Genomic DNA, 22,471 nt, shown 5'->3' on the forward strand with positions numbered 1-22,471 from the left:
GATTAATCAGTTACCTTTTTCATGGCAAGAACTGCATTCGTTCCACCAAATCCAAATGAATTGGAAAGCGCCGCCCGGATGGTCATCTTTCTCGCTACATTAGGAACATAATCAAGATCACAATCAGGGTCTGGTTGTTCAAGGTTGATGGTCGGCGGCGCAATTTGTTCAAATATGCTTAAAGCAGTAAAAACCGCCTCAATCCCTCCCGCGGCACCGAGCATGTGCCCGGTCATTGATTTTGTTGAACTGACCGCAAGTTGTGTTGCATGACTCTGAAATACAGATTTAATCGCCTGTGTCTCACATTTGTCATTAAGGGGCGTCGATGTGCCATGGGCATTGATATAGTCAAAGTTTTCCAATGCCAGACCGGAATCTTCAACAGCCATGCGCATCGCTCGCATTCCGCCCTCACCGTTTTCCGGCGGGGCGGCAATGTGAAACGCATCACTCGTCAAGCCGTAGCCACAGACTTCAGCGTAAATCTTAGCTCCTCTGGCAACGGCGTGGTTATATTCCTCAAGGACAACGATACCCGAACCCTCCGACATAACAAAGCCGTCACGCTCTTTATCAAACGGTCGAGATGCCGCTTGTGGTGACTCATTGCGCGTGGAAAGAGCCTTCATCGCCGAGAAACCAGCAACACCAAGGCCACAAATTACTGCCTCCGTACCACCGCTGACAACAACATCACACATTCCGTATCGAATATGCCGATAGGCCTCACCGATAGCATGCGTTCCTGCAGCACAGGCGGTTGTCAAACACAGGTTCGGGCCTTTTGCATTCAAGGCCATGGATATCTGTCCAGACGGCATGTTGGGAATAACCATCGGAATAAAAAATGGGGTAATTTTTCTAGGACCCTTTTCTATACTGACCTGATGGTATTTCTCGATGGTTGGCAATCCTCCCATACCGCATCCGGTGATCACACCAACTCTCTCACAGTTCTGTGAGGTAATGATCAATCCGCTGTCTTTCACAGCCATCTGAGCCGCAGCAAGACCGTATTGGACAAAGAGATCAAGATGCTTTATGACCTTTTTGTCAAAAAAGTCTTCGGCGTTAAAATCCTTCACTTCAGCAGCAATTTTCACCCCGTATTCGCTGGTATCAAAACGAGTAATGAGGTCGATACCACTTACTCCCGAGCAGATATTTCGCCAGGTCTTCTCAACTCCGGTGCCGAGTGGGGTCACCAATCCCAAGCCTGTAACTACTACCCTTCGCTTCACGATAGCGGCTCCTTTTCGTTTCTTTTTTCAGTCACACAGCGCAAACGGGGGGCTAACAATGATTGCTGCTTATACCACAAGTACATAAGTTTCGTTTGAGCAGACGAGCTGCTCAACTCAGCTTAATGCTGCGACACAATGTTATTTTTTCTTTTTTACGTAGTCAATAGCATCCTGAACTGTGGTAATACTTTCGGCATCCTCATCAGGAATTTCTATATCAAAGCCCTCCTCCATTGCCATAATCAGCTCAACGAGGTCAAGTGAGTCCGCGCCAAGATCATCGACGAATGAGGCATTTGGCACAACTTTTTCCTTCTCAACGCTCAATTGCTCAACAATGATATCAATCATTTCTTGTTCGATTGCCATTTTCATTCTCCCTTGCTTGAAAGTAGACACAGCTACGGTTAACTGTGTGCAATAATAATTTTATTGTTAATAAGAATAAACAAAATGCTTTGCTACATGTACATTCCACCATTTACGTGCAACGTCTGGCCAGTGACATACCTTCCATCTTCGGAAACCAGGTACGCCACGGCTCCAGCCACATCTTCGGGGCTACCTAACGATGCCAAAGGTATTTCCTTTTTTATCTGCTCCTGAATGTCGGCCGAAAGCTGCTCGGTCATTTCTGTTGCAATGTACCCGGGTGCTACACTATTCACGGTAATATTGCGGGACGCGTACTCTCTGGCCATTGCCTTGGTCAATCCAATGAGTCCGGCCTTGGCCGCTGAGTAGTTCACCTGCCCAGGGTTGCCAGCAAACCCGGAAACCGATGAAATATTAACAATGCGACCCCACTTCTTTTTCATCATTTCCCGTGACGCAGCCTTGGCACACGAAAAAGCCCCTTTAAGATTGGTGTCAAGTACCGCATCCCAATCCGCTTCCTTCATCCTTGCCATGAGACCATCTCGGGTAATCCCTGCATTGTTGATGAGGATATCGATAGAACCGGCCTCGCTGATCACCTTTTTAAAAGCATCCTGCACAGCCGCACCATCCGCCACATCAAAAGCAATGATCTCGGCCCGGCCGCCAGCCTGTCGTATCAACGCTGCGGTCTCTTCTGCCGCTGCCGACCGACTGACGTAATTAACGTATACCAAGGCGCCCATTGCAGCGAGTCGAAGACAAATCGCCCGGCCTATGCCCCGGCTCCCGCCGGTGACGACAGCAACCTTCCCTACGAGATTCATAGCGAGCGACGCTCCTCAAGCTTAGCAATGAGTTTAGGAATGATCACATACAAGTCGCCAACTAAGCCGTAATCGGCAACATTAAAGATGCTGGCGTTCTCGTCCCGATTGATGGCGACAATAGTTTCAGCCGATTGCATTCCAGCCACATGCTGCACAGCACCGGAAATTCCACAGGCAATATACAGCTTGGGAGCAACCGTCTTTCCTGTTTGACCTACCTGGTGGGGATAAGGAATCCACCCCGCATCAACAACAGCCCTGGATGCAGAAACCTTAGCACCCAAAGTGTCGGCAAGCTTTCTTATGAGCTCAAAACCCTTGGCCGTTTCCAGACCTCGCCCTCCGGAGACAAGAATATCTGCCTCTTGAATATTCACTGTCGATGCCTCTCCAACCACAGACTCAAGAATCCTCACTTTACTTGCCAGAAGATCCATCGGGGGATGAATGGTGATAATCTCACCTGTTCTCTCGGCATTGTAGTCCAAGGCCTTCATTACCTTCGATCTGACGGTTGCCATTTGCGGTCTTGTGGTTTCACAGACAATCGTCGCCATGATATTACCGCCAAATGCCGGTCGTGTCTGCAGCAGAACGCCATCCTCTTCACGAATCTCAAGTTTGGTGCAGTCGGCGGTCAAACCGGTGTTGAGAGCAGTTGCCACGGAAGGGATAAATGACCTGCCAATTGCCGTGGCTCCGGCCAAAACAATCTCCGGACGATATTCTTTGACAATGTGCGTGAATACTGCGGCATAACAATCGTCTCGAAATTCCTGCAAAGCTTCATGATCAGCAACATAGACAATATCAGCACCATGCCCGATGAGCAGTGAGGCGGATTCTTGGATTTCAAAACCAAGAAGAATGGCACTCAGTTTCACTCCCCGTGTATCGGCAAGCTTTCGTCCAATGCCTAAAAGTTCGAGAGAAACAGGCGCAAGCGCTCCTTTTCGGTATTCGCAAAAGACCGCAACACCTGACCATCTACTCAAATCATCCTGTACTGCTCTGCCACTGACATCAATACTCAGGGCATCGACGGTACAGCTTTCAACGCATGCGCCACACAAGGTGCAGGACTCACCAACCACCGCGCAGTCATCTTCAATGGTAATTGCCCCGAAAGGGCAATTATCGGCGCAGATCCCGCAACCAATGCATAGCTCTTTGTTAATATTCAACATAAAGATATTCCCTGTTTTGTTACAGATACGGCAACAGTTTTTCTACAAGCTGATCTATCTGCTCATCAAGCGTACCAGTCAATACCGTTCGTTCTCCCCTGGCCAACGGCGGGAAAACATTGACAACCTTAGTGGGAGAACCGGGTAGACCTATACAGGCTGGATCAGCTCCGATGGTTTGGGCGCTGAATTTAGCAATTTCCACCTTCTTTGCCTTCATTTTCCCTTTTATTGAGGGAACCCGAGGCTCATTAATGTTCTTCACCACCGAGAGAAGCACGGGATAGTCGACGGCAACGACATCGTAGCCATCATCCATCATTCGCTCAGCAACCAGTCCACCCTCGTTTGCCTCCCGAATCTTCTGCACACACGTCATATAGGGAATACCAAGCCGGGTAGCAAGGCCGGGGCCGACTTGAGCGGTATCGCCATCAATTGCCTGTTTACCGCATAAAATTAAATCAAAATCACCAATTTTCTTGATTGCATGCTCAAGAGTGTAAGCAGTTGCCCAAGTATCGGCACCGGCAAAGGAACGATCAGAAATAAGCACTGCATCATCGGCCCCACAGCTAATTGCCTGGCGCAAAACCTCTTCCGCTTGGGGTGGCCCCATGGTGATAACAACTACCTCACCGCCACATTTTTCCTTTAAGCGCACCGCCTCTTCCAAGGCGTGCTGATCGTAAGGATTCATGATCGACTGCACACCCTCTCGCGCTAGTGTGTTGGTAACCGGGTCGAGTCGTACATCTTTAGCGTCCGGCACCTGCTTAACGCATACAATAATCTTCATTCAATAACCTACGCATAATTACTGTCTATAAAACGTCCAGCCCACTAATCATAAGAATTTCAACACAACCGTCTTATGACGAATACTCTTTGTTCAGTTCTTGTCCGATGACATTACGCTGAATCTGGTTGGTACCCTCATAAATCTGGAGGATTTTTGCATCTCTCATCATTTTCTCGGCAGGATATTCACACATATAGCCATACCCTCCCAAAACCTGAACGGCATCGGTTGTGACCTTCATTGCCACGTCCGTGGCATATACCTTACAGATCGACGATGCCTTTGACATATCCTTGGGATGTGCTTGAATATGCTTTGCGGCAGCATAAACCAGGGCCCGCGCCGACTCAATACCAATTGCCATATCGGCGAGTATGTGCTGCACCGCCTGGAAGGCAATGATTGGTTTTCCAAACTGATTTCTCTGTTTAGCGTACTTTACTGCCATGTCGAGGGCGCCCTGGGCGAGGCCCACGCCAAGTGCAGCGATTCCCGGACGTGACAGGTCGAGGGTTTTCATAACCGTAATAAATCCGGTGCCGGGACGGCCAACCATCCGGTCTTTGGGGATACGGCAGTCTTTAAAAATCAACTCAGTAGTGGAAGAGGCCCTGATACCCATCTTCTTTTCCTTGGGCCCACAACTAAAACCGGGGTCGCCCTCTTCAACTACAAACAAAGATGCTCCACGCGGACCTCGGCTCCGGTCGGTTATCGCCACCACTGTATATATTTGCGCCTCACCACCGTTGGTTATCCATTGTTTTGTGCCATTTAACACCCAGTAGTCGCCATCTTCAACTGCCGTTGTCTGGATGCCGGAGGCATCTGAACCGGCGTTTGCCTCTGTCAAACCAAAGGCTCCGAACTTTTTGCCGGATGCGACATCAGGCAGGTACTTCTGCTTCATTTCCGGGGAACCGGCGATAATGATAGGATATACCCCAAGAAAATTAGCGGAAAAGGCTGTCCCGACCCCGATACAACCTCGACCCAGCTGCTCGACCGTGAGTACTATATCGAAACAGCCGCCACCAAATCCACCATACTCCTCGGGAATCGGAACACCGAAAAGGTCGGCTTGCGCCATTTCATTGAGGATCTGTCGCGGGAATTCGTGCCGCTCATCAAGCTCGGCACGATGAGGAATAATTCGTTCATCAGTGATCTGTCTTGCTGTATCAACGATCATCTGTTGTTCTTCTGACAAGAAATAATCCATTCTCAATTCTCCAGTTTACCACTTAATCAGAGTTGCGCCCCAAGTGAAGCCACCGCCGAAGGAACAAAATAACACCGTTTCCCCCTCCACCAGCAAACCGCCCCGATTGGCCTCATCAAGGGCGATGGGAATCGATGCAGCGGATGTATTACCATACTTGGAAACGTTTATAAATACCTTACTCCGGGGGATGTCCAGGCGTTCAATGAGGTTGCTCAGAATCCGCATATTCGCCTGATGCGGTATGACAAAGTTGACCGAACCCAGAGCTACACCATGCTTTTGCAGGAGCCCGCGGATTGAATCCTCCATGGCCCTGACCGCATGTTTAAACACCTCACGACCTTCCATCTGAATATATGCCCCGCTATTGCCGGGGACAAGAAGATCAGGATTGGAACTTTCGGGAGCGTGCATGTACAACAGATCCCAGAGGCTTCCATCAGAGAGCAGATTAGACCCTATGACTCCACGCGAGGAGTCAGAATAGCCGAACACCGCTGCCCCTGCCCCATCACCAAAAAGAATACAGGTGTTCCGATCCTGCCAATTCAATCGGCCCGAAAGGGTCTCGGCACCGATCACCAAAACCTTCATGGAATGGTCGGAACGAATATATTTATCAGCAATATCGAGACCATACAAAAATCCAGAGCATGCCGCATTCAGATCAAAGGCAAATGCATTTACCGCACCGATTTCTTTCTGAACAAAACAGGCACTGGACGGCATCAGCATGTGTGAGCTGATCGTGCCAACGATGATAAGCCCCACATCTTCCGCAGCTACCCCAGCCGAAGCCAAGGCCTTTCGCGCGGCATTTGCCGCCAACTGGTACGTTTGTTCGCCTTTCCCGCCAATGTGCCTGCTTTCAATGCCTGTTCTGGTCTTAATCCACTCAGCACTCGTGTCGACAATGGTCTCAATTTCTGCATTGGTGAGGATCCTCTCAGGCAGACAAGATCCGGTGCCTAAAACAACAGTCCCCATCAGTTCTCCAGTTGCGCGACGTTCTTACTTGCGGCCAGGTTTTCGAGTATATCCTGGTTAATATTGCGTTTGACCATCTTTTCCGCTTCAAGAATGGCATTCTTGATGGCCTGCGAACTTGATTTTCCGTGGCAGATAATTCCAACTCCATCAACACCGAGAAGCGGAGCCCCACCATATTCGGCGTAATCGACGCGCTTGCGAAAAGACCGAAAGGCGTGCCTCGCCAAAAAATAGCCAATTTTTGCCGAAAAAGACTTAAGGATCTCATCGCGAAGCATCAACATCGCCGCTTCAGCTAACCCTTCACTTACCTTCAGGCAAATATTACCAACAAAGCCATCGCAAACAATAACGTCGACATTGCCCTGAAACACATCGCGCCCCTCAACATTGCCGATGAAGTTCAAAGAACTCTTTTCCAGCAGAGGATATGTTTCCTTTATAAGACTGTTGCCCTTGCCGGTTTCCTCACCAATAGTCAATAAGCCGACTCGCGGGTTATTGATATCAATGATTCGGGAAAATGCAGAGGCCATAATGGCAAACTGGAAGAGGTGCTGCGGGCGGCAATCGACATTGGCGCCGATATCCATTAATACAACCGGCTTTTTCAAGGTAGGAAAAATTGATGCGATCCCAGGACGAGATATCGTGCCAAGGCGGCCAAGCTTACGGATGGCCGCTGCCATCGTCGCCCCTGAATTACCTGCACTTACGGCGGCATCGGCTTCTCCTCTGCGCACCAGATCAAACGCGACCATTACCGACGCGTCCTTCTTTTTCTTCACAGCATCAACAGGGTGCTCATTCATCTCAATTACTTGTGATGAATGAACAATCTTGATCCGCTCCGAAGCTTTCTTGTCAGGGGAAAGGGAATCGAGATGCTTTTGCAACAGACCTTCATCTCCGACCAAAGTCACACAGAGACCCGCCTGTTCTACAGCCAGCAGTGCCCCGGCAATCAATTCCTCGTGACCATGGTCTCCCCCCATGGCATCCAGGGCTATTTGCACAACTCTCTCCTAAGCGATTTCAGTGTCGAGAACAAAAACAGTCCTGCTTTTGTATTTCCCACAGCTCCCGCAAACACGATGCGGTTCTTTAGGCTCGCCACAATCACTGCATACAGACAAGCCAGGGGCAGTCAGTGCGTCATGGGAACGTCGAAGCCTGGTACGGGAATGAGAATGACGTCTTTTAGGTAAGGCCATTGTAACCTCCAAAACTGGTATGAATCATACCATTGAATTTTTTATTGATTTTTGAGCTTTTTAAGAACGGCAAAGGGTGAAGCGCCATCACTTGGATTACATCGGCAGGTCTCCCTGCTCAAGACGACTCCACAACCAGCACAAATTCCTCTGCACTCCTCACTACATACATTCTTTACAGGAACAGCGAGCAACGCTTGCTCCCGCAAGATTTCTTCAACTTCAATAACCGGCTCTGCCAGATACAGCGTCAGAGCATCTTCATCACTGCACTCTTGTTCAACAGACTCGAAATCGTCTTCCTGACGCGTAGTAACCAAATACGAAAACTCGCTCAGCAATCGTTTTTCGAATACCTCACCACATCTATCGCAAACGAGGTTATATCTGCCATCCATCTCTCCCTTTAGAACTACCGTCTCTTTATCTTGTCGGGACACTGCGATAGTGGCGGTTGCAGCAACAATCGAGCTTGTCTCTGTGCTCGGAAACCATTGACTGTCGACAATGGCATAGCGACGGGTTTTTGCAGTAATTTCGTCAAAAAGCAATCTCATAACCAAAAAATAAATCGAAATGAACGACAGTTTAAAAATAAAAAGAAAGGAAAAATAAACAATTTCTCAAATATTGGCTAGAAAAAAAAGACTTGAGGAGAAAAACTGCCTGGAGGGTTAACCCGACAACAACCTTTTATATGGCAAAAAACTGAGGAGAAAAAAGTAAATACCCCACTTCCGCACCACTTTTACATCACATGGGCCAAACGCTCAGAGCTTTTCTTCAGCCTCAAGGAAAGCCTGCCAAGCGCCCATTTAAGTACCTTTACAGCAAGAGAAGGGTGGACTTCAGTCAACTCGGCAAATGACTGACGAGATAAGGATAACAAGCGGCAATCGACAACCGCGGAAAGCATTGATCCTCGCGTCTGAGCTTCCAGCAAGCCACCCTCGCCGATGGGTGCGCCAGGATCGAGCAGGGCAACTACCTGCATTCGATCAGCAAATCCGGTAAATTTCTGCACGGCAACCCTGCCGGCAACCAGCACATACAAACAATCCGCCGAGTCGTTTATTGAATAAAGAGCATCTCCCGCCGCGACTGAAGTGATCTCCATAACCCGCAACAAGGCTTCAACATCGGCCTTATCAAGAAAGGGAAAACACCCCTGATGGAGTTCGGAGCTATATTCAACCATACCCCGCCTAGTTCAACTCCGTAGAAAACGAACTGACCTTTTCTTCCATAACCTTAACAAGTCCTTCATAATTATCTTTACGGAGGATGGCTTTGAACTGTTCCTGATAATTCCTGACCAAGCTGACGCCCTCGATGTTAATATCGTAAACCATCCACCGCGCATCGGTCTTTCTCATGATATAGTGGATGGGGATTTTTGTCCCGGCATTGTCGAGAAGAACCGACACCTGTCCTCTTTCCTCTTTGATTGTCTCTCCTGAATACTCAATGGTCTGGCCTGAATAACTTTCGAGCTTGCCAATGTAGACATTTTCCAGGAGCTTGGTCATCAGCCTGGTGAAATTATCGCGTTCCTTATCGTCGATATCATTCCACGTCTTGCCAAGCACCCTTTTTGACATCTCCCGAAAATCGAAGCCATTTTTAATGAGAGTCATTATTTTATCCCGTCTCACAGTGCGATTTTCATCACCTTTGAGACTTGCATCGCCCAACATGGCGGTCAGATCCGTGAGAATGGGACGCAAATCAGCAGTGGGCCCATTATCCGCCGAGACTGCGGAAGGAGTGGAAAAAGCCAGGAACATCGATAACAATAGAATTATTTTTTTCATAATATTTATAGAATGTTAGACAGTTATATTTTTCACTAACAGAGAAACATCTCTCTATTTGGCACTGCCAAAGGCAAATTTACTGATGAGCGATTCAAGGTCGACGGAAGATTCCGTCTCCCTGATGATGTCTCCCGGTTTAAAGAGTTTCTCGTCGCCGCCAAGGTTCAGCTGGATATATTTGTCACCAATGATTCCCTGGGATTTCACTGAGGCGATGGTGTCGACGGGTACTTTCAGGGTATTCTCCAACCGAAGTGAAAGCAGAGCCGTTTCCGAATCACTCAAGGCAATCGTGTCAATCTCACCCACCGTCACCCCGGCGACCTGAACCACCGCACCCTTTTTAATTCCCGAAACATTATCAAATTCCGCCCTCAACACATAGGTACTGCCCTGGCGGAGAAAGGGCACTTCACCCAATTGCAGGGCCAGATAGACAAAGGCCCCGAAACCTATAAGCATAAACGATCCGACTGCCAACTCTAATGTATTTTGTTTCATTTTTCCACCAGGTGACTTTGATAGATGTCTCCCATCGTCATTTTCACAAACTCCTGAATATGTGGTTTCTCCGACCACTGAATCGCGTCAGGACTGTCGAAGACATCCATTGCCCCGTTGTTAAGTATAACGACTTGGTCTGCTAAGTTAAAAATCTTGGGGATATCGTGGCTGACAATGACTGAGGTAAATCCGAATTCGGCCTGAGTTCTGGCAAACAGGTGATATATCTCCCGAGTCATCACCGGATCCAAACCAGTGGTCGGCTCATCAAAGAGCATTATGCTCGGCTTAAGCTGCATAGCACGTGCCAAACCAACTCTTTTCTGCATACCGCCGCTCAACTGAGCAGGATACTTTTCCTCGTGCCCGGCCAGTTCAAATTGGGCAAGGGAGGCTTCAACAATTTGCCGAATTTCCCCTTCGTTTTTTTGGGTTCGCTCTCTCAGGGGCAAGGCAACGTTTTCAAAAACCGTGAGGGAATCAAAGAGGGCAGATCCCTGGAAAAGCACACCGAACTGGGTGCGCAAACTCTCCAAAGCCCTGCCATGGGCCCCGGTAATATCTTGGCCATGAACAAACACCTGCCCGGAATCGGCACGCATCAAGCCCAATACCAGTTTGAGAGTGACACTTTTCCCCTGACCGCTGCCCCCGGCAATAACCGTGGTTTTCCCGGCCGGAATAGAAAAACTTACCCCATCGAGAACCGTTTGTACCCCACCGTTGCGTTTGGCAAATGTCTTCACGACATTTATAAATTCGATAGCCGCAGGCATTAGAGAAGCACCGCTGTCAGGAGATAATCAAACACTAAGACGGAAATAGATGAAAGAACGACCGCCTGAGTTGTCACCCGGCTGACGCTTTCCGCACCAAAACCGGCGCCGCGTATCTCCCGGACAAAATAGCCGCGTCCAGCGCAAATCCAGACAACGAGCAAGGCAAAGACAAAGGATTTGATGACTCCCAAGCGAATGTCATGGTTGGTGACACTGCTCTGCATTCCCTGAATATAACTGCCGGGACTGACATCCATGAGTCCCACTCCTGCCACGTATCCGCCGGCAATGCCTACCACATCAAACACCGCCGTGAGCAAGGGAATAGATATAAACATCGCGAGAAACTTCGGTGTGATAAAATAACGGAAGGGGTCAATAGCCATGCAATCCAAGGCATCGATCTGCTCGGAAATTCGCATAATGCCTAATTCGGCGCACATAGCCGACCCAGCTCGACCGGCCACCATTAAAGCGGTGAGCACTGGTCCAAGCTCCATGATAAGGGTCAAGGATACAGCTGAGCCAAGCATTCCCGCAGCCCCGAATTTGTTCAGAGAATAGTATCCCTGCAAACCAAGGACCATACCCGTGGACGCCGCAGTAAAGAATATCACTGCCAAGGACCCGAAACCAATGAAATGTACCTGGCGAACAAGTTCGCGAAAGCGAAAAGGCTGCCTAAACACCCCGCGCAGGGCCTTCATCAGAAAAACCGTCATTTTCCCGATATCAGTTACGATATACAGCCCTGTATTACCAAGGTTTTTTAGAGGATTGCCGTTCATAGTGATGACATCCCGCAACACCCACTTAAAGGAAGGATGAACCAGGGTGAAAAGTGCCCCAGAAAGATACGCCTTACCATATTCTTTGCTTTTGCAGAAGTCAATGCCCGGAAATTACTAACAGATAGCGAAACAAAAAAAAGGAACCCGCGGTGAAAAAACCTTATAGGCAATCCCCATCGATGGCCGAGAGGGCTAATCTTTTCGTGGGTCCAAGGTTTCACGCAGCGCCTCGCCAATGAAAATAAGCAAAACCAGTGTCCCGACAAGTACCAAGAAAGTTGCAAGGGAAAGCCACCAAGCCTCAAGATTGGCCTTCCCCTGGGCCAGCAATTCCCCAAGACTTGGTGTTGAGGGCGGCACTCCCAAACCAAGGAAATCAAGACTGGTAAGGGCAAGGATCGCAGCGGAAATGCGGAAAGGAAGAAAGGTTAATACCGGAGTCATGCCGTTTGGCAGGAGATGTCGCCACATGATAGTTATATTCCCAACACCAAGGGCCTTGGCCGCTTTCACATAGTCAAGATTTCTCCCCCGGAGAAATTCAGCCCGCACATAATCCGACAAACCCATCCAGCTGAATAGCGACAGCAGCACCAGCAATAGCAAAAAACTCGGCTTAAAAATTGAGGCAAAAATTATCAAAAGATACAACTCGGGCATAGCTCCCCAAATTTCAATGAAACGTTGCGCCAAAAGGTCCGTGCGACCACCAAAATAGCCCTGGATCGCTCCGGCAATAATGCCCACCGTGGTACCAACCATGGTAAGGGCGAGCCCAAAAAGGATGCTCAGGCGAAAGCCATAAATGATTCGTGCCAGGACATCTCGACCACGGTCATCGGTTCCAAGAAAATTTTCTCTGGTCGGTGGCGAGGGTACCGGGCCGGCTATCTCTTGGTTGATGGTGTTATAGCTATGTCGATTTAAAGGAAAAAGAATCCAGTTTCCCGGTTTTATCAGCCTCTCCATTATAAATGGATCTTTGTAATCGGTGGCTGTCTCGAAATCGCCACCGAAGGTAGTTTCCGGATAGGAGATAAGGATCGGGAAATACACCCTTCCCTGGTAACCGATCGCCAAAGGCACGTCATTACTGAGAACTTCAGCCACCATGCTGAGAGCAAAAAGGCTGATGAAGATCAAAAGGCTGTAATAGCCGCGTTTGTTTCTCCTGAAACGCTGCCAGCTTTTTTCGCAGCGCTTGGCTGCAGCGCCGCTGCAGCTCTTTCCGGAACGCGCGTTATGCATCGACACTCTCAAAGCTGATACGGGGATCGACAAGCACGTAGCTCAAATCCGACAGCAATCTACACACCAGGCCGATGATAGTAAAAAAGTAGAGTGTGCCGAGAACTACGGGATAATCCCGATTCAAGACCGATTCATAGGCAAGCAGGCCCATACCCTGAAGGGAAAAAATTGTCTCGATAAGAAGGCTGCCGGTAAAGAAAGACGCAATAAAGTATCCGGGGAATCCCGTAATTATAGGGATAATACCATTTCGAAAGACATGTTTGTACAGCACCTGCTGCTCCGAAAGACCCTTTGCCCGAGCGGTGAGAACATAATGTTTACGAATCTCCTCAAGAAAGGAGTTCTTGGTAAGCATGGTCATAACCGCAAGGCTTCCAACCGCACCCGCAGTAACCGGCAGGACCATATGCCAGAGATAGTCAAATACCTGCATAGTTGGAGCAAGTTCACTCCAGTTATCAGAGACAAGGCCACGTAGGGGGAAAACGGCCCAAAAGCTACCTCCACCAAAGAGTACCACCAACAAAACCCCGAGGACAAAACCCGGAATGGCATAGCCAACTAGAATAAACGTCGAACTGATGAGATCAAACCGCGAACCATCCCGGATAGCCTTTTTAATTCCTAGCGGAATGCAGACACCATAAACAATAAAAAAACTCCATAATCCTAGAGACATGGAGACTGGCATACGAGAAACGACAAGGTCAAAAACACTGCGGTGGTAGTAATACGAGGTGCCAAAGTCAAAAACCAAGTAGTTCTTCATCATGGTGATGAATCGTCTAATCGGTGGCCGATCAAATCCGTATAGCTTTTCCAATTGGGCGATCTTTTCGGCATCAAGGCCCGAGTCCCCTCGATACATTCCCGACGATTCGGCTCTCACTTCTCCGCCGCCCTTATTAAAGCCCTCTATCTGGGCAATCATCTTTTCAACCGGGCCACCGGGCACAAACTGGGTTATCGTAAAGGTGATCACCATCACGCCAAAGAGTGTTGGAATCATTAATAAAATCCGCTTCACAATATAGAACAGCATGTTGCCTCCATCTATAAATCGCTACCGCCAGCATTTTAGTAATGATATAAATAATTGATCAAATAAACACTCTAAAAGAAGAATATTTCTTGTTTTTTATTGTCCTTTGTGTCTTTTTATTGAAGGACTCTCCGAGGCGTTCATGCTATACAATCAGCAACAAAACGCAACCAGAGGGACATAGCGAACAGGCGTTTTTGCTTTTAACGCTCCTCAACATCACTCATTCAAAGCCATGGAAAAACTTAATACCCTTATTCAGAACGAAGCCGAGCTAGAGACTCTGGTTGCTAGAGCAAAGAAAACAGATGCCATCGCACTGGACACCGAATTTGTTTGGGAGCGTACATATTATCCGCAACTGGGCCTCATCCAAATAGCCTTATCCGATGAAGATTGTTATTTGATCGACCCCATCGCCATTAATAATTTGTCAGCCCTCGGCCAACTGCTCTCTGATCGAAGCGTGGTAAAAATCCTTCATGATGCCCCCCAAGATCTGGCCATCCTCCACCGGGCCACGGGTGCAACACCGCAAAATATCTTCGACACCCGGCTCGCCGCTGGCTTTTGTAATCTCCCGGCAACGCTTTCCCTCGGCAATCTGGTACGGGAACTCCTCGACATTGATCTCGCCAAGGACGAAACCCGAACCAATTGGTGCCAACGTCCCCTCACTGACGAACAAGTTCGCTATGCCCTCGATGACGTGCGCTACCTGCGCGCAGTCAGGATACTGCTCCTTTCCAGAATCATCGGGCCGAAAATTAAGTCATGGCTACAAGAAGAACTGAATTTACTCAACAATCCAGCCACCTACAGTGGACCTCCCGCAGACGAGAGGTATCTGAAAATCCGGGGAACCAGCGGCCTTGACCGGCCGGGACTTGCCATCCTAAAGAATCTTTCAACCTGGCGAGACGGTATGGCAAAAAAAATCGACCGTCCTCGAGGTCATGTAATCAAAGATGCCATCCTTATTGAACTCGCCAAACAAAAACCCACCACCCTTGAAGAGCAAAAGCTGCACTGCGGTCTCTCCGATAAAGCCGTCGGAAAATATGGGAAAATCATCGCCGCCGTTATTGAATCTGCACTCAGCCAACCCGTGGACACATTCCCCATTCCAGAGAGACCAAGCAGACTCAATCAAGCCGATCGAGAGGCCCTCGAAAAACTGAACAATTTGATTACTCTCAAGGCTGGGTTATTGGGAATTGCACCGGGACTGGTAGGTAACTCCTCCGAATTGAAACTCCTGGTAACAACACTCAATGCCAAAAAACCAGAAGTGTCACAACAGCTCCGTCAAACCGAGGGTTGGCGCAAAAGCTTCCTGGAAGATTTCCTCAGACAACGCCGATAGAAATATCCCCCTCCACCGCACAGGAAAAAGGACACCCCCTTCATGAGACGTTGAAAGAATTAGCGACAATCCTAAAAAATTCTTCCGGTCTTTTCCTGGATTGGCATCATGGCCAGTTACCTTGAGCAACTAATACCGGCAAAATTCCTAGGCAGGACCATCAAGAAAGGCCCGGATCTACTATTCAGCTTTGCTTGGCAACTGCTCCAAATACCATTTCATAGGGTCCAGCAGTTCAAAGCCATTCTCGATCAGCCTCTTTTTCACGTTGGCAACGTTATTGGTAAGAAGATAGGGAAATACCGCACGCTTCTCCTTGTCCCACACCCTGGCGACCAGTACGCTCCCTAGAGAAATCTTCTCTTCTGTAATGATATCAACAATCCTCTTCATTTGGCCCTGCTTCTCTTTGACGATAATACAGAGGAGACAGCCTGGTTCATCGATATTCAAGACATTAACAAAGGCTCTCAGCAAATCGCGAACAGAAAGAAGCCCCTTTAAATAACCATCCTGGTCTATAACCGGCAAGGCGCCAACTTTCTTTTTCTGCATTACCAACAAGCTATCCTGGATAGTATAATAGGCATAAATTGTCAGCGGATTAGAAGTCATGATGTCTCGCACCGGATAATTCATGATTTTCGCCAAGGTACTATCATAATCCGACTTTTTCAAAAGTGTTGAGGGCATGGCAGCACGAATATCCCGGTCGGAAACAATGCCGAGGAGCTTCCCCGCAACATCGGTAACCGGCAAATGACGTATTTCTTTCTCTACCATGAGCTTTTTGGCCTCGAATATCGTAACGTCCGGACCAACCGTAATCAGGTCTTTCGACATTCTCTCGCTTACAAACATAGAGCCTCCAAATTTTCTTTAATATTTTTCAAGTCGTACAAGATATCTGGCGGTTACAGAAAGTGTTATTTAAGATCCGCAAGAAACTTGATGTGATTTTCCACAAGGAGCGGCAAGATATCAAGATTGTATCCTCCCTCAAGAACGGAAACCACCCGCCCCCCTGCGCATCGGTTGACCAGATTGATGATCACCTCGGAAATAAAATCATAGCCTCCGGTGGAGAGATTGGTACCGGACATCATATCGCTCTCATGGGCATCAAAACCTGCCGAGAGCAATATAAATTCAGGGTCGAATTTCTTAAAAGCGGGAACCAAATCCTGCATCATCAAACGTTTATATTCATCATCCCCTCTTCCGGGCAAAACCGGAGAATTGGCGGTATATCCATCCCCCTCGCCTATTCCCACCTCGAATTCTCTTCCCGTACCCGGATACGCGAACGAAGGATGTTCATGAATTGAATAATAAAAGACCGTTGGGTCACGATCAAAAGCATGCTGCGTACCATTGCCGTGATGGACATCAAAATCTATTATCCCGACACGACTAATGCCGTATTCTTTTTGCAAATACCGAGCCCCAATGGCCACATTGTTGAAATAGCAAAACCCCATGGGCTTGTCCATCTCAGCATGATGGCCAGGAGGGCGCACAGCACAAAAGGCGTTATCCACTTCCCCCCTCATAACCGCATCAATTGCCTTGAGCACCCCACCCACCGCTAGAAATGCCGTATCATAGCTTTCTCGGCATATAGCATTATCCGGATGCTCGAATTCATTCAGACCGGAAATACAGGCCTCATCAAATCTCATGATATAATGGATGTTGTGAATGGCCTCAATCCAGCGCTGATTGGCCTTGACGACCTCGATTCTCGTTAACTTATCCAGCAGACCAGAGTCCTTTAACCGGTTATAAATTACCGTCAACCGTTCTGCCGATTCGGGATGATAGCCCCCTGTGTTGTGCAGTAGAAACCTTTCATCATAAACAAAACCAGTTTTTTTCATAAGATTTTCCTGTTTTTCGATTACGACCTTTCAGAGATCGACTTGCATTACCACCGTCAACTGACTTCTCGTCATACAATTGCACCTACTGCCCTTTTTACGCTCAACACAGACCTGCATCAACTTTTTTCATTTATCGCTGATCAATGCCTTTGGCACCAGCCTGAACATCGTCCCGCCATCAAGACGAAAACTGCCGCCATTCAGCCAGAAGATCTCCGCGGCACCAATGGTCAATGGCTCAATATCGCTCATTTTGCCCCCTTCCGTCAAAAAATCTTCCACGTGATTTGACATCAACTATTGAAAGAAGATGCCTTTAGCCTAGCATCTTCCTGCCATTCTTCCAATCTATTTTCCTGTTATCTCTCCGCCAGCAAACCCTTTGCCTCACCGGCAAAGTATTCCACAGGGCTATCTTCCCCCATCTCTTTTCTGGAGTATATTGATTTCTTATTGACAAACTCAATAGGTTATATGTAACATTGTTACATGCGTGGATACCATTAAAAATGGAATAGTTTTTTATTTTCGCTTATTAAAATCCAAGAAATTAAAAAAACAATTTTACAAACTTCTCGCTACAATACTGCTGAATTATCAAAACCAAAACAGTGCCTTAGTATCTTCCATCATAATCCAAAGGTGTTTTTTTCACCACCATTCATCTTAGGGGCCCATGACAACAGACAACACAACGGCGCTGCTCGACGAACTCAACCCGGAAGTGCAAAAAAGGCTGGGCGCAGCGGTTCTGGCCGTATTTTCTACAGCCGATTTTCACAAGGCAAGTATTCGCGACATCGCCAACATTGCCGGAGTCAGTTTTTCTACTATTTACAAACATTTTGGCAGTAAAGAGGGCCTCCTTTTTGCCTATGTCAACATCTGGATGGGCAAACTGACCGATCGCATCGAGGACCATCTCAAAGGAATTATCGACGTCAAAGAAAAACTCAGAAAGGTTTTCTGGCTTCACCTTGATTATTATGAACGTAACGAAGGGCTCGGGCGCATCCTTTTCATGACACTGCCTATGCAAACCTGGATGGCCGACAGCTCTTTCGACCAAAAGAGACGGGTAGGCCTGATCATCAATGTTTTCAAAGAAGGCCAGCGACAGGGCATTATCAACCCCCACGTCAGAGCAGGAAAATTGCTGGATTTTATGCTTGGATTTATCCAACGTATTTTCTTTATGTGGATAATTCGAGGGAAACAGGAATGTCTGGCTGAAGAGGCCAACTCGTTGTTCGAGATGGTTTGGCAAGGCATGGTTAATCCCCAGATCATCTATTACATCACCCCGCCGGGAGCCGCATCGGAAGAAGAATAAGCGGAATCACAATCCAAATAGAAACGTCGCTCCATGATCAGACATTGGCAGAAATTGGAGAACAAGCTGCATACATTCGACGAACCTCTCAATGACCTCCATGTTGTACCATTCTCGCAACTTTTCAGTAGGGTAACACTGGAGGATACGTTCATAGCGGTTTTTTCCCTTGAAATGTCTTTATCAATACATTAAAAGAAATATGAGTAACGTTGTTACTGATGTTTACTGGACTTTACTCGATATTTTTTTTATTTTCTTTTGTTTTAATACCTTACAACACTGACCAACAAAAAACAATAATACGCATGACACACAACTCCCAAGCCTTTACTGAAGGCAGGAGAGTGTAGCCGCATCATCCGCAATTTAAAAAACACACAAGCGTAGGAAAGTAACAATGTTAACTCAATTGAGTGGAGACATCCACGCAAGACTTGAAAAAGCGGTTCTGGAGATTTTTTCAGAATCCGACTTTCACAAGGCTTCTATCCGCGATATTGCCGCAAGGGCCGGGGTCAGTTTTACCACCATTTATAAGCACTATGGCAGCAAAGAAAGATTGGTGTTCGCCTTTGTTGATATTTGGATGGGTAAGCTAACTGACCGCATTGTTGATCATCTACAGGGAATCGAAAATCTTAAGGAAAAACTGCGAAAGGTTTTCTGGTTGCAGCTCGATTATTACGAACGCCATGAAGGTCTGGGCAGAATAGTGTTCATGACCCTGCCGATGAAGACTTGGATGGCCGATGAGACTTTTGACCAGCCACGAATGATGTCGCTGATGATCGATGTCCTTAAACAGGGCCAGGAGGAAGGTATTCTCAACCCCCAGGTCCGAGCCTCGACCCTTCTTGATTTTCTTATGGGGTTCGTGCAACGAAGCTTTTTCATGTGGATTCTCCGCGGCAAGAAAGGCAGCCTTTCCGAACAGGCCAACGTCATGTTTGAAATGGTCTGGCAAGGCATGGCCAATCCACAAAAACTCCTACAAAGCGCTAACATGTAACATTTAACACAATCGAGCCTGCCGGCCATCTTATAACACCAGCGGGCAACAACTTTGACTCAACGGAGGCACCACCATGGAAATTCTGAAGATTGACCACCTGGGCATAGCTGTCAACAGCATCGAAGATGGAAAGAATTTTTGGTCCGAGGTCCTAGGTCTCAAGTTCGAGGGCGCCGAAACAGTCGAGGCCCAGAAAGTTACCACGGCCTTTTTCCCGGTTGGCGAAAGCGAGGTTGAGCTTCTGGAATCAACCTCACCCGATGGTCCCGTAGCAAAATTCATCGAAAAAAAAGGAGCAGGCCTACAACACATTGCCTTCCGGGTAGCCAATATTGAAGATGCCTTAGCTGAGTTGAAGGCAAAAGGCATCCAGCTGATCGACCAGCAGCCGCGCCTCGGTGCCGGTGGAGCGAAGATTGCTTTCCTCCACCCCAAGGCTACTGGTGGTGTTCTTGTTGAACTTTGTCAACGCGACCAATAACCCAGCACCCCTAGCGCCCTTTTCGGGCGAAAATACCGTTAGACAAGGAGCTAAAAGATGGCACAGCATCCAAAACTTCCCAAATGGACTGAAATTGCAGAAAAACAGATGAAGGGCAAATCCATCGAAACCCTTTCATGGATGACTCCCGAAGGAATTAAAGTCAAGCCGCTTTATACCGCCGAAGATCTTGAGGGAATGGAATCAGTCAACACCCTTCCCGGCATGGCCCCCTATGTCCGGGGCCCCATGGCTACCATGTACACCGGGCGACCGTGGACCATCCGTCAGTATGCCGGCTTCTCAACTGCCAAGGAATCCAACGCCTTTTACCATAAGGCGCTGGCAGCCGGACAAAAAGGCCTGTCGGTTGCCTTCGACCTCGCAACCCACAGGGGTTATGATTCCGACCATCCACGAGTTGCCGGAGACATTGGTAAAGCCGGTGTTGCCATTGATTCTGTTGAGGACATGAAAATTCTCTTCAACGGTATCCCTCTCGATCAGATGTCGGTGTCGATGACCATGAACGGCGCGGTTATCCCCATTCTCGCGGGATATATTGTTGCCGCTGAGGAACAGGGTGTTGCTCACGATAAGCTTGAAGGTACCATCCAAAACGATATCCTCAAAGAATACCTTACCCGCAACACCTACATCTATCCGCCCACGCCCTCGATGCGGATCATCTCCGACATCATGGCCTTTTGTTCAAAGGAAATGCCAAAATACAATACAATCAGCATCAGCGGCTACCACATGATGGAGGCGGGTGCCAACAGCGTCCTGCAAACCGCCTTTACTTTGGCAGATGGCGTCGAGTACGTAAAGGCCGCCTTGAAGAGCGGCATGGATGTTGATACCTTTGCCCCACGGCTTTCCTTCTTTTTCGGCATTGGTATGAATTTCTTCATGGATATCGCCATGCTGCGAGCCGCCCGCTTTCTCTGGTATCGGCTGATGAGTCAATTCAACCCGAAAAACCCCAAATCGTCGATGCTGCGCACCCATTGTCAGACTTCGGGATGGAGCCTGACCGAGCAAGATCCATACAACAACATCATTCGTACCACCCTTGAGGCGATGTCCGCGGCACTCGGCGGCACCCAATCCCTGCATACCAACTCCTTTGATGAAGCCATAGGCCTGCCCACCGATTTTTCCGCCCGTATTGCCCGCAACACCCAGATAATCATCCAGGAAGAATCACAAATCTGTCACGTTGTTGACCCCCTGGGCGGTTCCTATTATGTGGAGTCCCTCACCAGCAGTATCGTTAATGAATCGCTGAAGATAATTAACGAAATTGAAAAATTAGGAGGGATGGCCAAGGCGATTGAAAGTGGCATGCCGAAGATGCGCATAGAGGAATCCGCAGCCCGCAAACAGGCCCGGATCGACCAAGGTCTTGACGTCATCGTCGGCGTCAACAAATACAAGCTGGCCAATGAAAAAATCGACTTCGAGGTTCGTGAGGTACCGGCTTCGGTACGTGACGAACAGATTGCCCGCATTAATGAAATTAAAGCAAGCCGTGATAAGGCCGCAGTCGAAAGAGCCCTGACCGACCTTACCAATGCTGCGAAAAACGGCGGTAATCTCCTTGAAGCAGCCCTCCCGGCGGTACGAGCCAGGGCCACAGTGGGCGAGATCTCAGACGCCATGGAGTCGGTCTTCGGCCGTTTTGTTGCTACCACCCGCTGCATCTCCGGCGCTTATTCCTCCGAGTACCAAGGCGACAACAATGTTATCACTTCGATAAAACAACGAACCTCCAACTTCCTCGAAAAACAAGGCCGCCGCCCTCGCCTCCTGGTAACCAAGATGGGCCAGGATGGCCACGATCGCGGCTTCAAGGTCGTTGCCAGTGCCTATGCCGACCTCGGCTTTGATGTCGATATCAGCCCAATGTTTCAAACACCTGAAGAAGCTGCGAAAATGGCCATCGAAAACGATGTCCACGTTATTGGTGCCTCAAGTCTTGCAGCTGGTCACAAGTCGCTTATCCCCGCACTGATTGACGAGTTGCAGAAGATTGGCGGAGGTGAGATTATTGTTGTCGCAGGCGGTGTCATTCCTCCTGGCGATTACGATTACCTTTATAATGCCGGGGTGAAGGCAATTTTTGGACCGGGCACACCGATCCCGGAGTCAGCCGACAAGACCCTCGCCTTACTTGAGGAGAAATATCTTAAATAGTCGGCATTGGTAGCTTTGGCAGGCAATATGCCTCCTCCAGTCTGAATGCGGCTGGAGGGGGTATTAACCCTTTGAGGTTCTCACGTTGCATGTCTGCCGTATTGTAACTTTTAGCCAAGAACTTAGACCCTCCA

General features: G+C 48.4%; 25 protein-coding genes. 5 read left to right on the forward strand and 20 right to left on the reverse strand.

Annotated features, from left to right (window positions below; genetic code table 11):
- Positions 1-2: 2 nt before the first annotated feature.
- The 17 genes from fabF to OEL83_17315 form a co-directional block, all read right to left on the reverse strand.
- Positions 3-1,244: a beta-ketoacyl-ACP synthase II gene (gene fabF, locus OEL83_17235; protein ID MDK9708788.1), complete on the reverse strand. Its 1,242-nt coding sequence runs from the start codon at positions 1,242-1,244 to the stop codon at positions 3-5.
- A 141-nt stretch (positions 1,245-1,385) separates the two neighbouring features.
- A complete protein-coding gene (acpP, locus tag OEL83_17240; protein ID MDK9708789.1) occupies positions 1,386-1,616 on the reverse strand; it encodes an acyl carrier protein in 231 nt (76 codons plus the stop codon).
- Positions 1,617-1,708: 92 nt separating this feature from the next.
- A complete protein-coding gene (gene fabG / locus OEL83_17245) occupies positions 1,709-2,452 on the reverse strand; it encodes a 3-oxoacyl-[acyl-carrier-protein] reductase (protein ID MDK9708790.1) in 744 nt (247 codons plus the stop codon).
- Positions 2,449-3,642: an electron transfer flavoprotein subunit alpha gene (locus OEL83_17250; GenBank protein ID MDK9708791.1), complete on the reverse strand. Its 1,194-nt coding sequence runs from the start codon at positions 3,640-3,642 to the stop codon at positions 2,449-2,451. The genes fabG and OEL83_17250 overlap by 4 nt, the downstream gene beginning before the upstream one ends.
- A 19-nt stretch (positions 3,643-3,661) precedes the next feature.
- Complete coding sequence (locus OEL83_17255) at positions 3,662-4,441, reverse strand: electron transfer flavoprotein subunit beta/FixA family protein (GenBank protein MDK9708792.1); 780 nt, start codon at positions 4,439-4,441, stop codon at positions 3,662-3,664.
- A 73-nt stretch (positions 4,442-4,514) separates the two neighbouring features.
- Positions 4,515-5,666, reverse strand: a complete 1,152-nt coding sequence (locus OEL83_17260; GenBank protein ID MDK9708793.1) for an acyl-CoA dehydrogenase family protein — start codon at positions 5,664-5,666, stop codon at positions 4,515-4,517.
- A 15-nt stretch (positions 5,667-5,681) separates the two neighbouring features.
- Complete coding sequence (locus tag OEL83_17265; GenBank protein MDK9708794.1) at positions 5,682-6,656, reverse strand: ketoacyl-ACP synthase III; 975 nt, start codon at positions 6,654-6,656, stop codon at positions 5,682-5,684.
- Positions 6,656-7,675 (reverse strand): phosphate acyltransferase PlsX, encoded by a 1,020-nt coding sequence (plsX, locus tag OEL83_17270; protein ID MDK9708795.1) that lies wholly within the window; start codon positions 7,673-7,675, stop codon positions 6,656-6,658. The genes OEL83_17265 and plsX overlap by 1 nt, the downstream gene beginning before the upstream one ends.
- Positions 7,676-7,684: 9 nt before the next feature.
- Positions 7,685-7,873, reverse strand: a complete 189-nt coding sequence (gene rpmF, locus OEL83_17275; GenBank protein MDK9708796.1) for a 50S ribosomal protein L32 — start codon at positions 7,871-7,873, stop codon at positions 7,685-7,687.
- 41 nt (positions 7,874-7,914) lie between these two features.
- Complete coding sequence (locus OEL83_17280; GenBank protein ID MDK9708797.1) at positions 7,915-8,424, reverse strand: DUF177 domain-containing protein; 510 nt, start codon at positions 8,422-8,424, stop codon at positions 7,915-7,917.
- 197 nt (positions 8,425-8,621) lie between these two features.
- A complete protein-coding gene (locus OEL83_17285; protein ID MDK9708798.1) occupies positions 8,622-9,071 on the reverse strand; it encodes a cyclic nucleotide-binding domain-containing protein in 450 nt (149 codons plus the stop codon).
- Between the two features lie 7 nt (positions 9,072-9,078).
- Positions 9,079-9,570, reverse strand: coding sequence for an ABC transporter substrate-binding protein (locus OEL83_17290; GenBank protein ID MDK9708799.1), 492 nt, complete (start codon positions 9,568-9,570; stop codon positions 9,079-9,081).
- Positions 9,571-9,741: 171 nt separating this feature from the next.
- Entirely contained in the window at positions 9,742-10,191 is a 450-nt protein-coding gene (mlaD, locus tag OEL83_17295; GenBank protein ID MDK9708800.1) for an outer membrane lipid asymmetry maintenance protein MlaD, read from the reverse strand.
- Positions 10,188-10,970 carry an ATP-binding cassette domain-containing protein gene (locus OEL83_17300; protein MDK9708801.1) on the reverse strand — a complete coding sequence of 261 codons (783 nt, stop codon included), beginning with the start codon at positions 10,968-10,970 and terminating at the stop codon, positions 10,188-10,190. Before OEL83_17300 ends, mlaD begins: the two co-directional genes overlap by 4 nt.
- Positions 10,970-11,761: an MlaE family lipid ABC transporter permease subunit gene (locus OEL83_17305; GenBank protein ID MDK9708802.1), complete on the reverse strand. Its 792-nt coding sequence runs from the start codon at positions 11,759-11,761 to the stop codon at positions 10,970-10,972. Before OEL83_17305 ends, OEL83_17300 begins: the two co-directional genes overlap by 1 nt.
- Before the next feature lie 195 nt (positions 11,762-11,956).
- Positions 11,957-13,012, reverse strand: coding sequence for an ABC transporter permease (locus OEL83_17310; GenBank protein ID MDK9708803.1), 1,056 nt, complete (start codon positions 13,010-13,012; stop codon positions 11,957-11,959).
- The gene (locus OEL83_17315) at positions 13,005-14,060 is read right to left on the reverse strand and encodes an ABC transporter permease subunit (GenBank protein ID MDK9708804.1); all 1,056 of its coding nucleotides are present in this window, start codon (positions 14,058-14,060) and stop codon (positions 13,005-13,007) included. The genes OEL83_17310 and OEL83_17315 overlap by 8 nt, the downstream gene beginning before the upstream one ends.
- Before the next feature lie 235 nt (positions 14,061-14,295).
- Between OEL83_17315 and rnd the strand changes: the two genes are divergently transcribed.
- Positions 14,296-15,426: a ribonuclease D gene (rnd, locus tag OEL83_17320; protein MDK9708805.1), complete on the forward strand. Its 1,131-nt coding sequence runs from the start codon at positions 14,296-14,298 to the stop codon at positions 15,424-15,426.
- Positions 15,427-15,606: 180 nt separating this feature from the next.
- On the opposite strand, the gene OEL83_17325 is transcribed toward rnd, so the two are convergent.
- The 3 genes from OEL83_17325 to OEL83_17335 form a co-directional block, all read right to left on the reverse strand.
- Positions 15,607-16,287, reverse strand: a complete 681-nt coding sequence (locus tag OEL83_17325; GenBank protein ID MDK9708806.1) for a CBS domain-containing protein — start codon at positions 16,285-16,287, stop codon at positions 15,607-15,609.
- A 65-nt stretch (positions 16,288-16,352) separates the two neighbouring features.
- The gene (locus tag OEL83_17330; GenBank protein MDK9708807.1) at positions 16,353-17,306 is read right to left on the reverse strand and encodes a histone deacetylase; all 954 of its coding nucleotides are present in this window, start codon (positions 17,304-17,306) and stop codon (positions 16,353-16,355) included.
- A 129-nt stretch (positions 17,307-17,435) separates the two neighbouring features.
- Complete coding sequence (locus OEL83_17335) at positions 17,436-17,561, reverse strand: hypothetical protein (GenBank protein ID MDK9708808.1); 126 nt, start codon at positions 17,559-17,561, stop codon at positions 17,436-17,438.
- 424 nt (positions 17,562-17,985) lie between these two features.
- On the opposite strand from OEL83_17335, the gene OEL83_17340 reads away from it, so the two are divergent.
- The 4 genes from OEL83_17340 (at position 17,986) to scpA (ending at position 22,337) form a co-directional block, all read left to right on the forward strand.
- Positions 17,986-18,642: a TetR/AcrR family transcriptional regulator gene (locus tag OEL83_17340; protein ID MDK9708809.1), complete on the forward strand. Its 657-nt coding sequence runs from the start codon at positions 17,986-17,988 to the stop codon at positions 18,640-18,642.
- A gap of 400 nt (positions 18,643-19,042) precedes the next feature.
- Entirely contained in the window at positions 19,043-19,654 is a 612-nt protein-coding gene (locus OEL83_17345; GenBank protein MDK9708810.1) for a TetR/AcrR family transcriptional regulator, read from the forward strand.
- Between the two features lie 76 nt (positions 19,655-19,730).
- On the forward strand, positions 19,731-20,138 hold the full coding sequence (gene mce / locus OEL83_17350) for a methylmalonyl-CoA epimerase (protein MDK9708811.1): 408 nt from the start codon (positions 19,731-19,733) through the stop codon (positions 20,136-20,138).
- Positions 20,139-20,195: 57 nt separating this feature from the next.
- Positions 20,196-22,337 (forward strand): methylmalonyl-CoA mutase, encoded by a 2,142-nt coding sequence (gene scpA / locus OEL83_17355; GenBank protein MDK9708812.1) that lies wholly within the window; start codon positions 20,196-20,198, stop codon positions 22,335-22,337.
- Positions 22,338-22,471: the final 134 nt, after the last annotated feature.

It is taken from the genome of Desulforhopalus sp., from assembly GCA_030247675.1.
Lineage (GTDB): Bacteria > Desulfobacterota > Desulfobulbia > Desulfobulbales > Desulfocapsaceae > Desulforhopalus_A.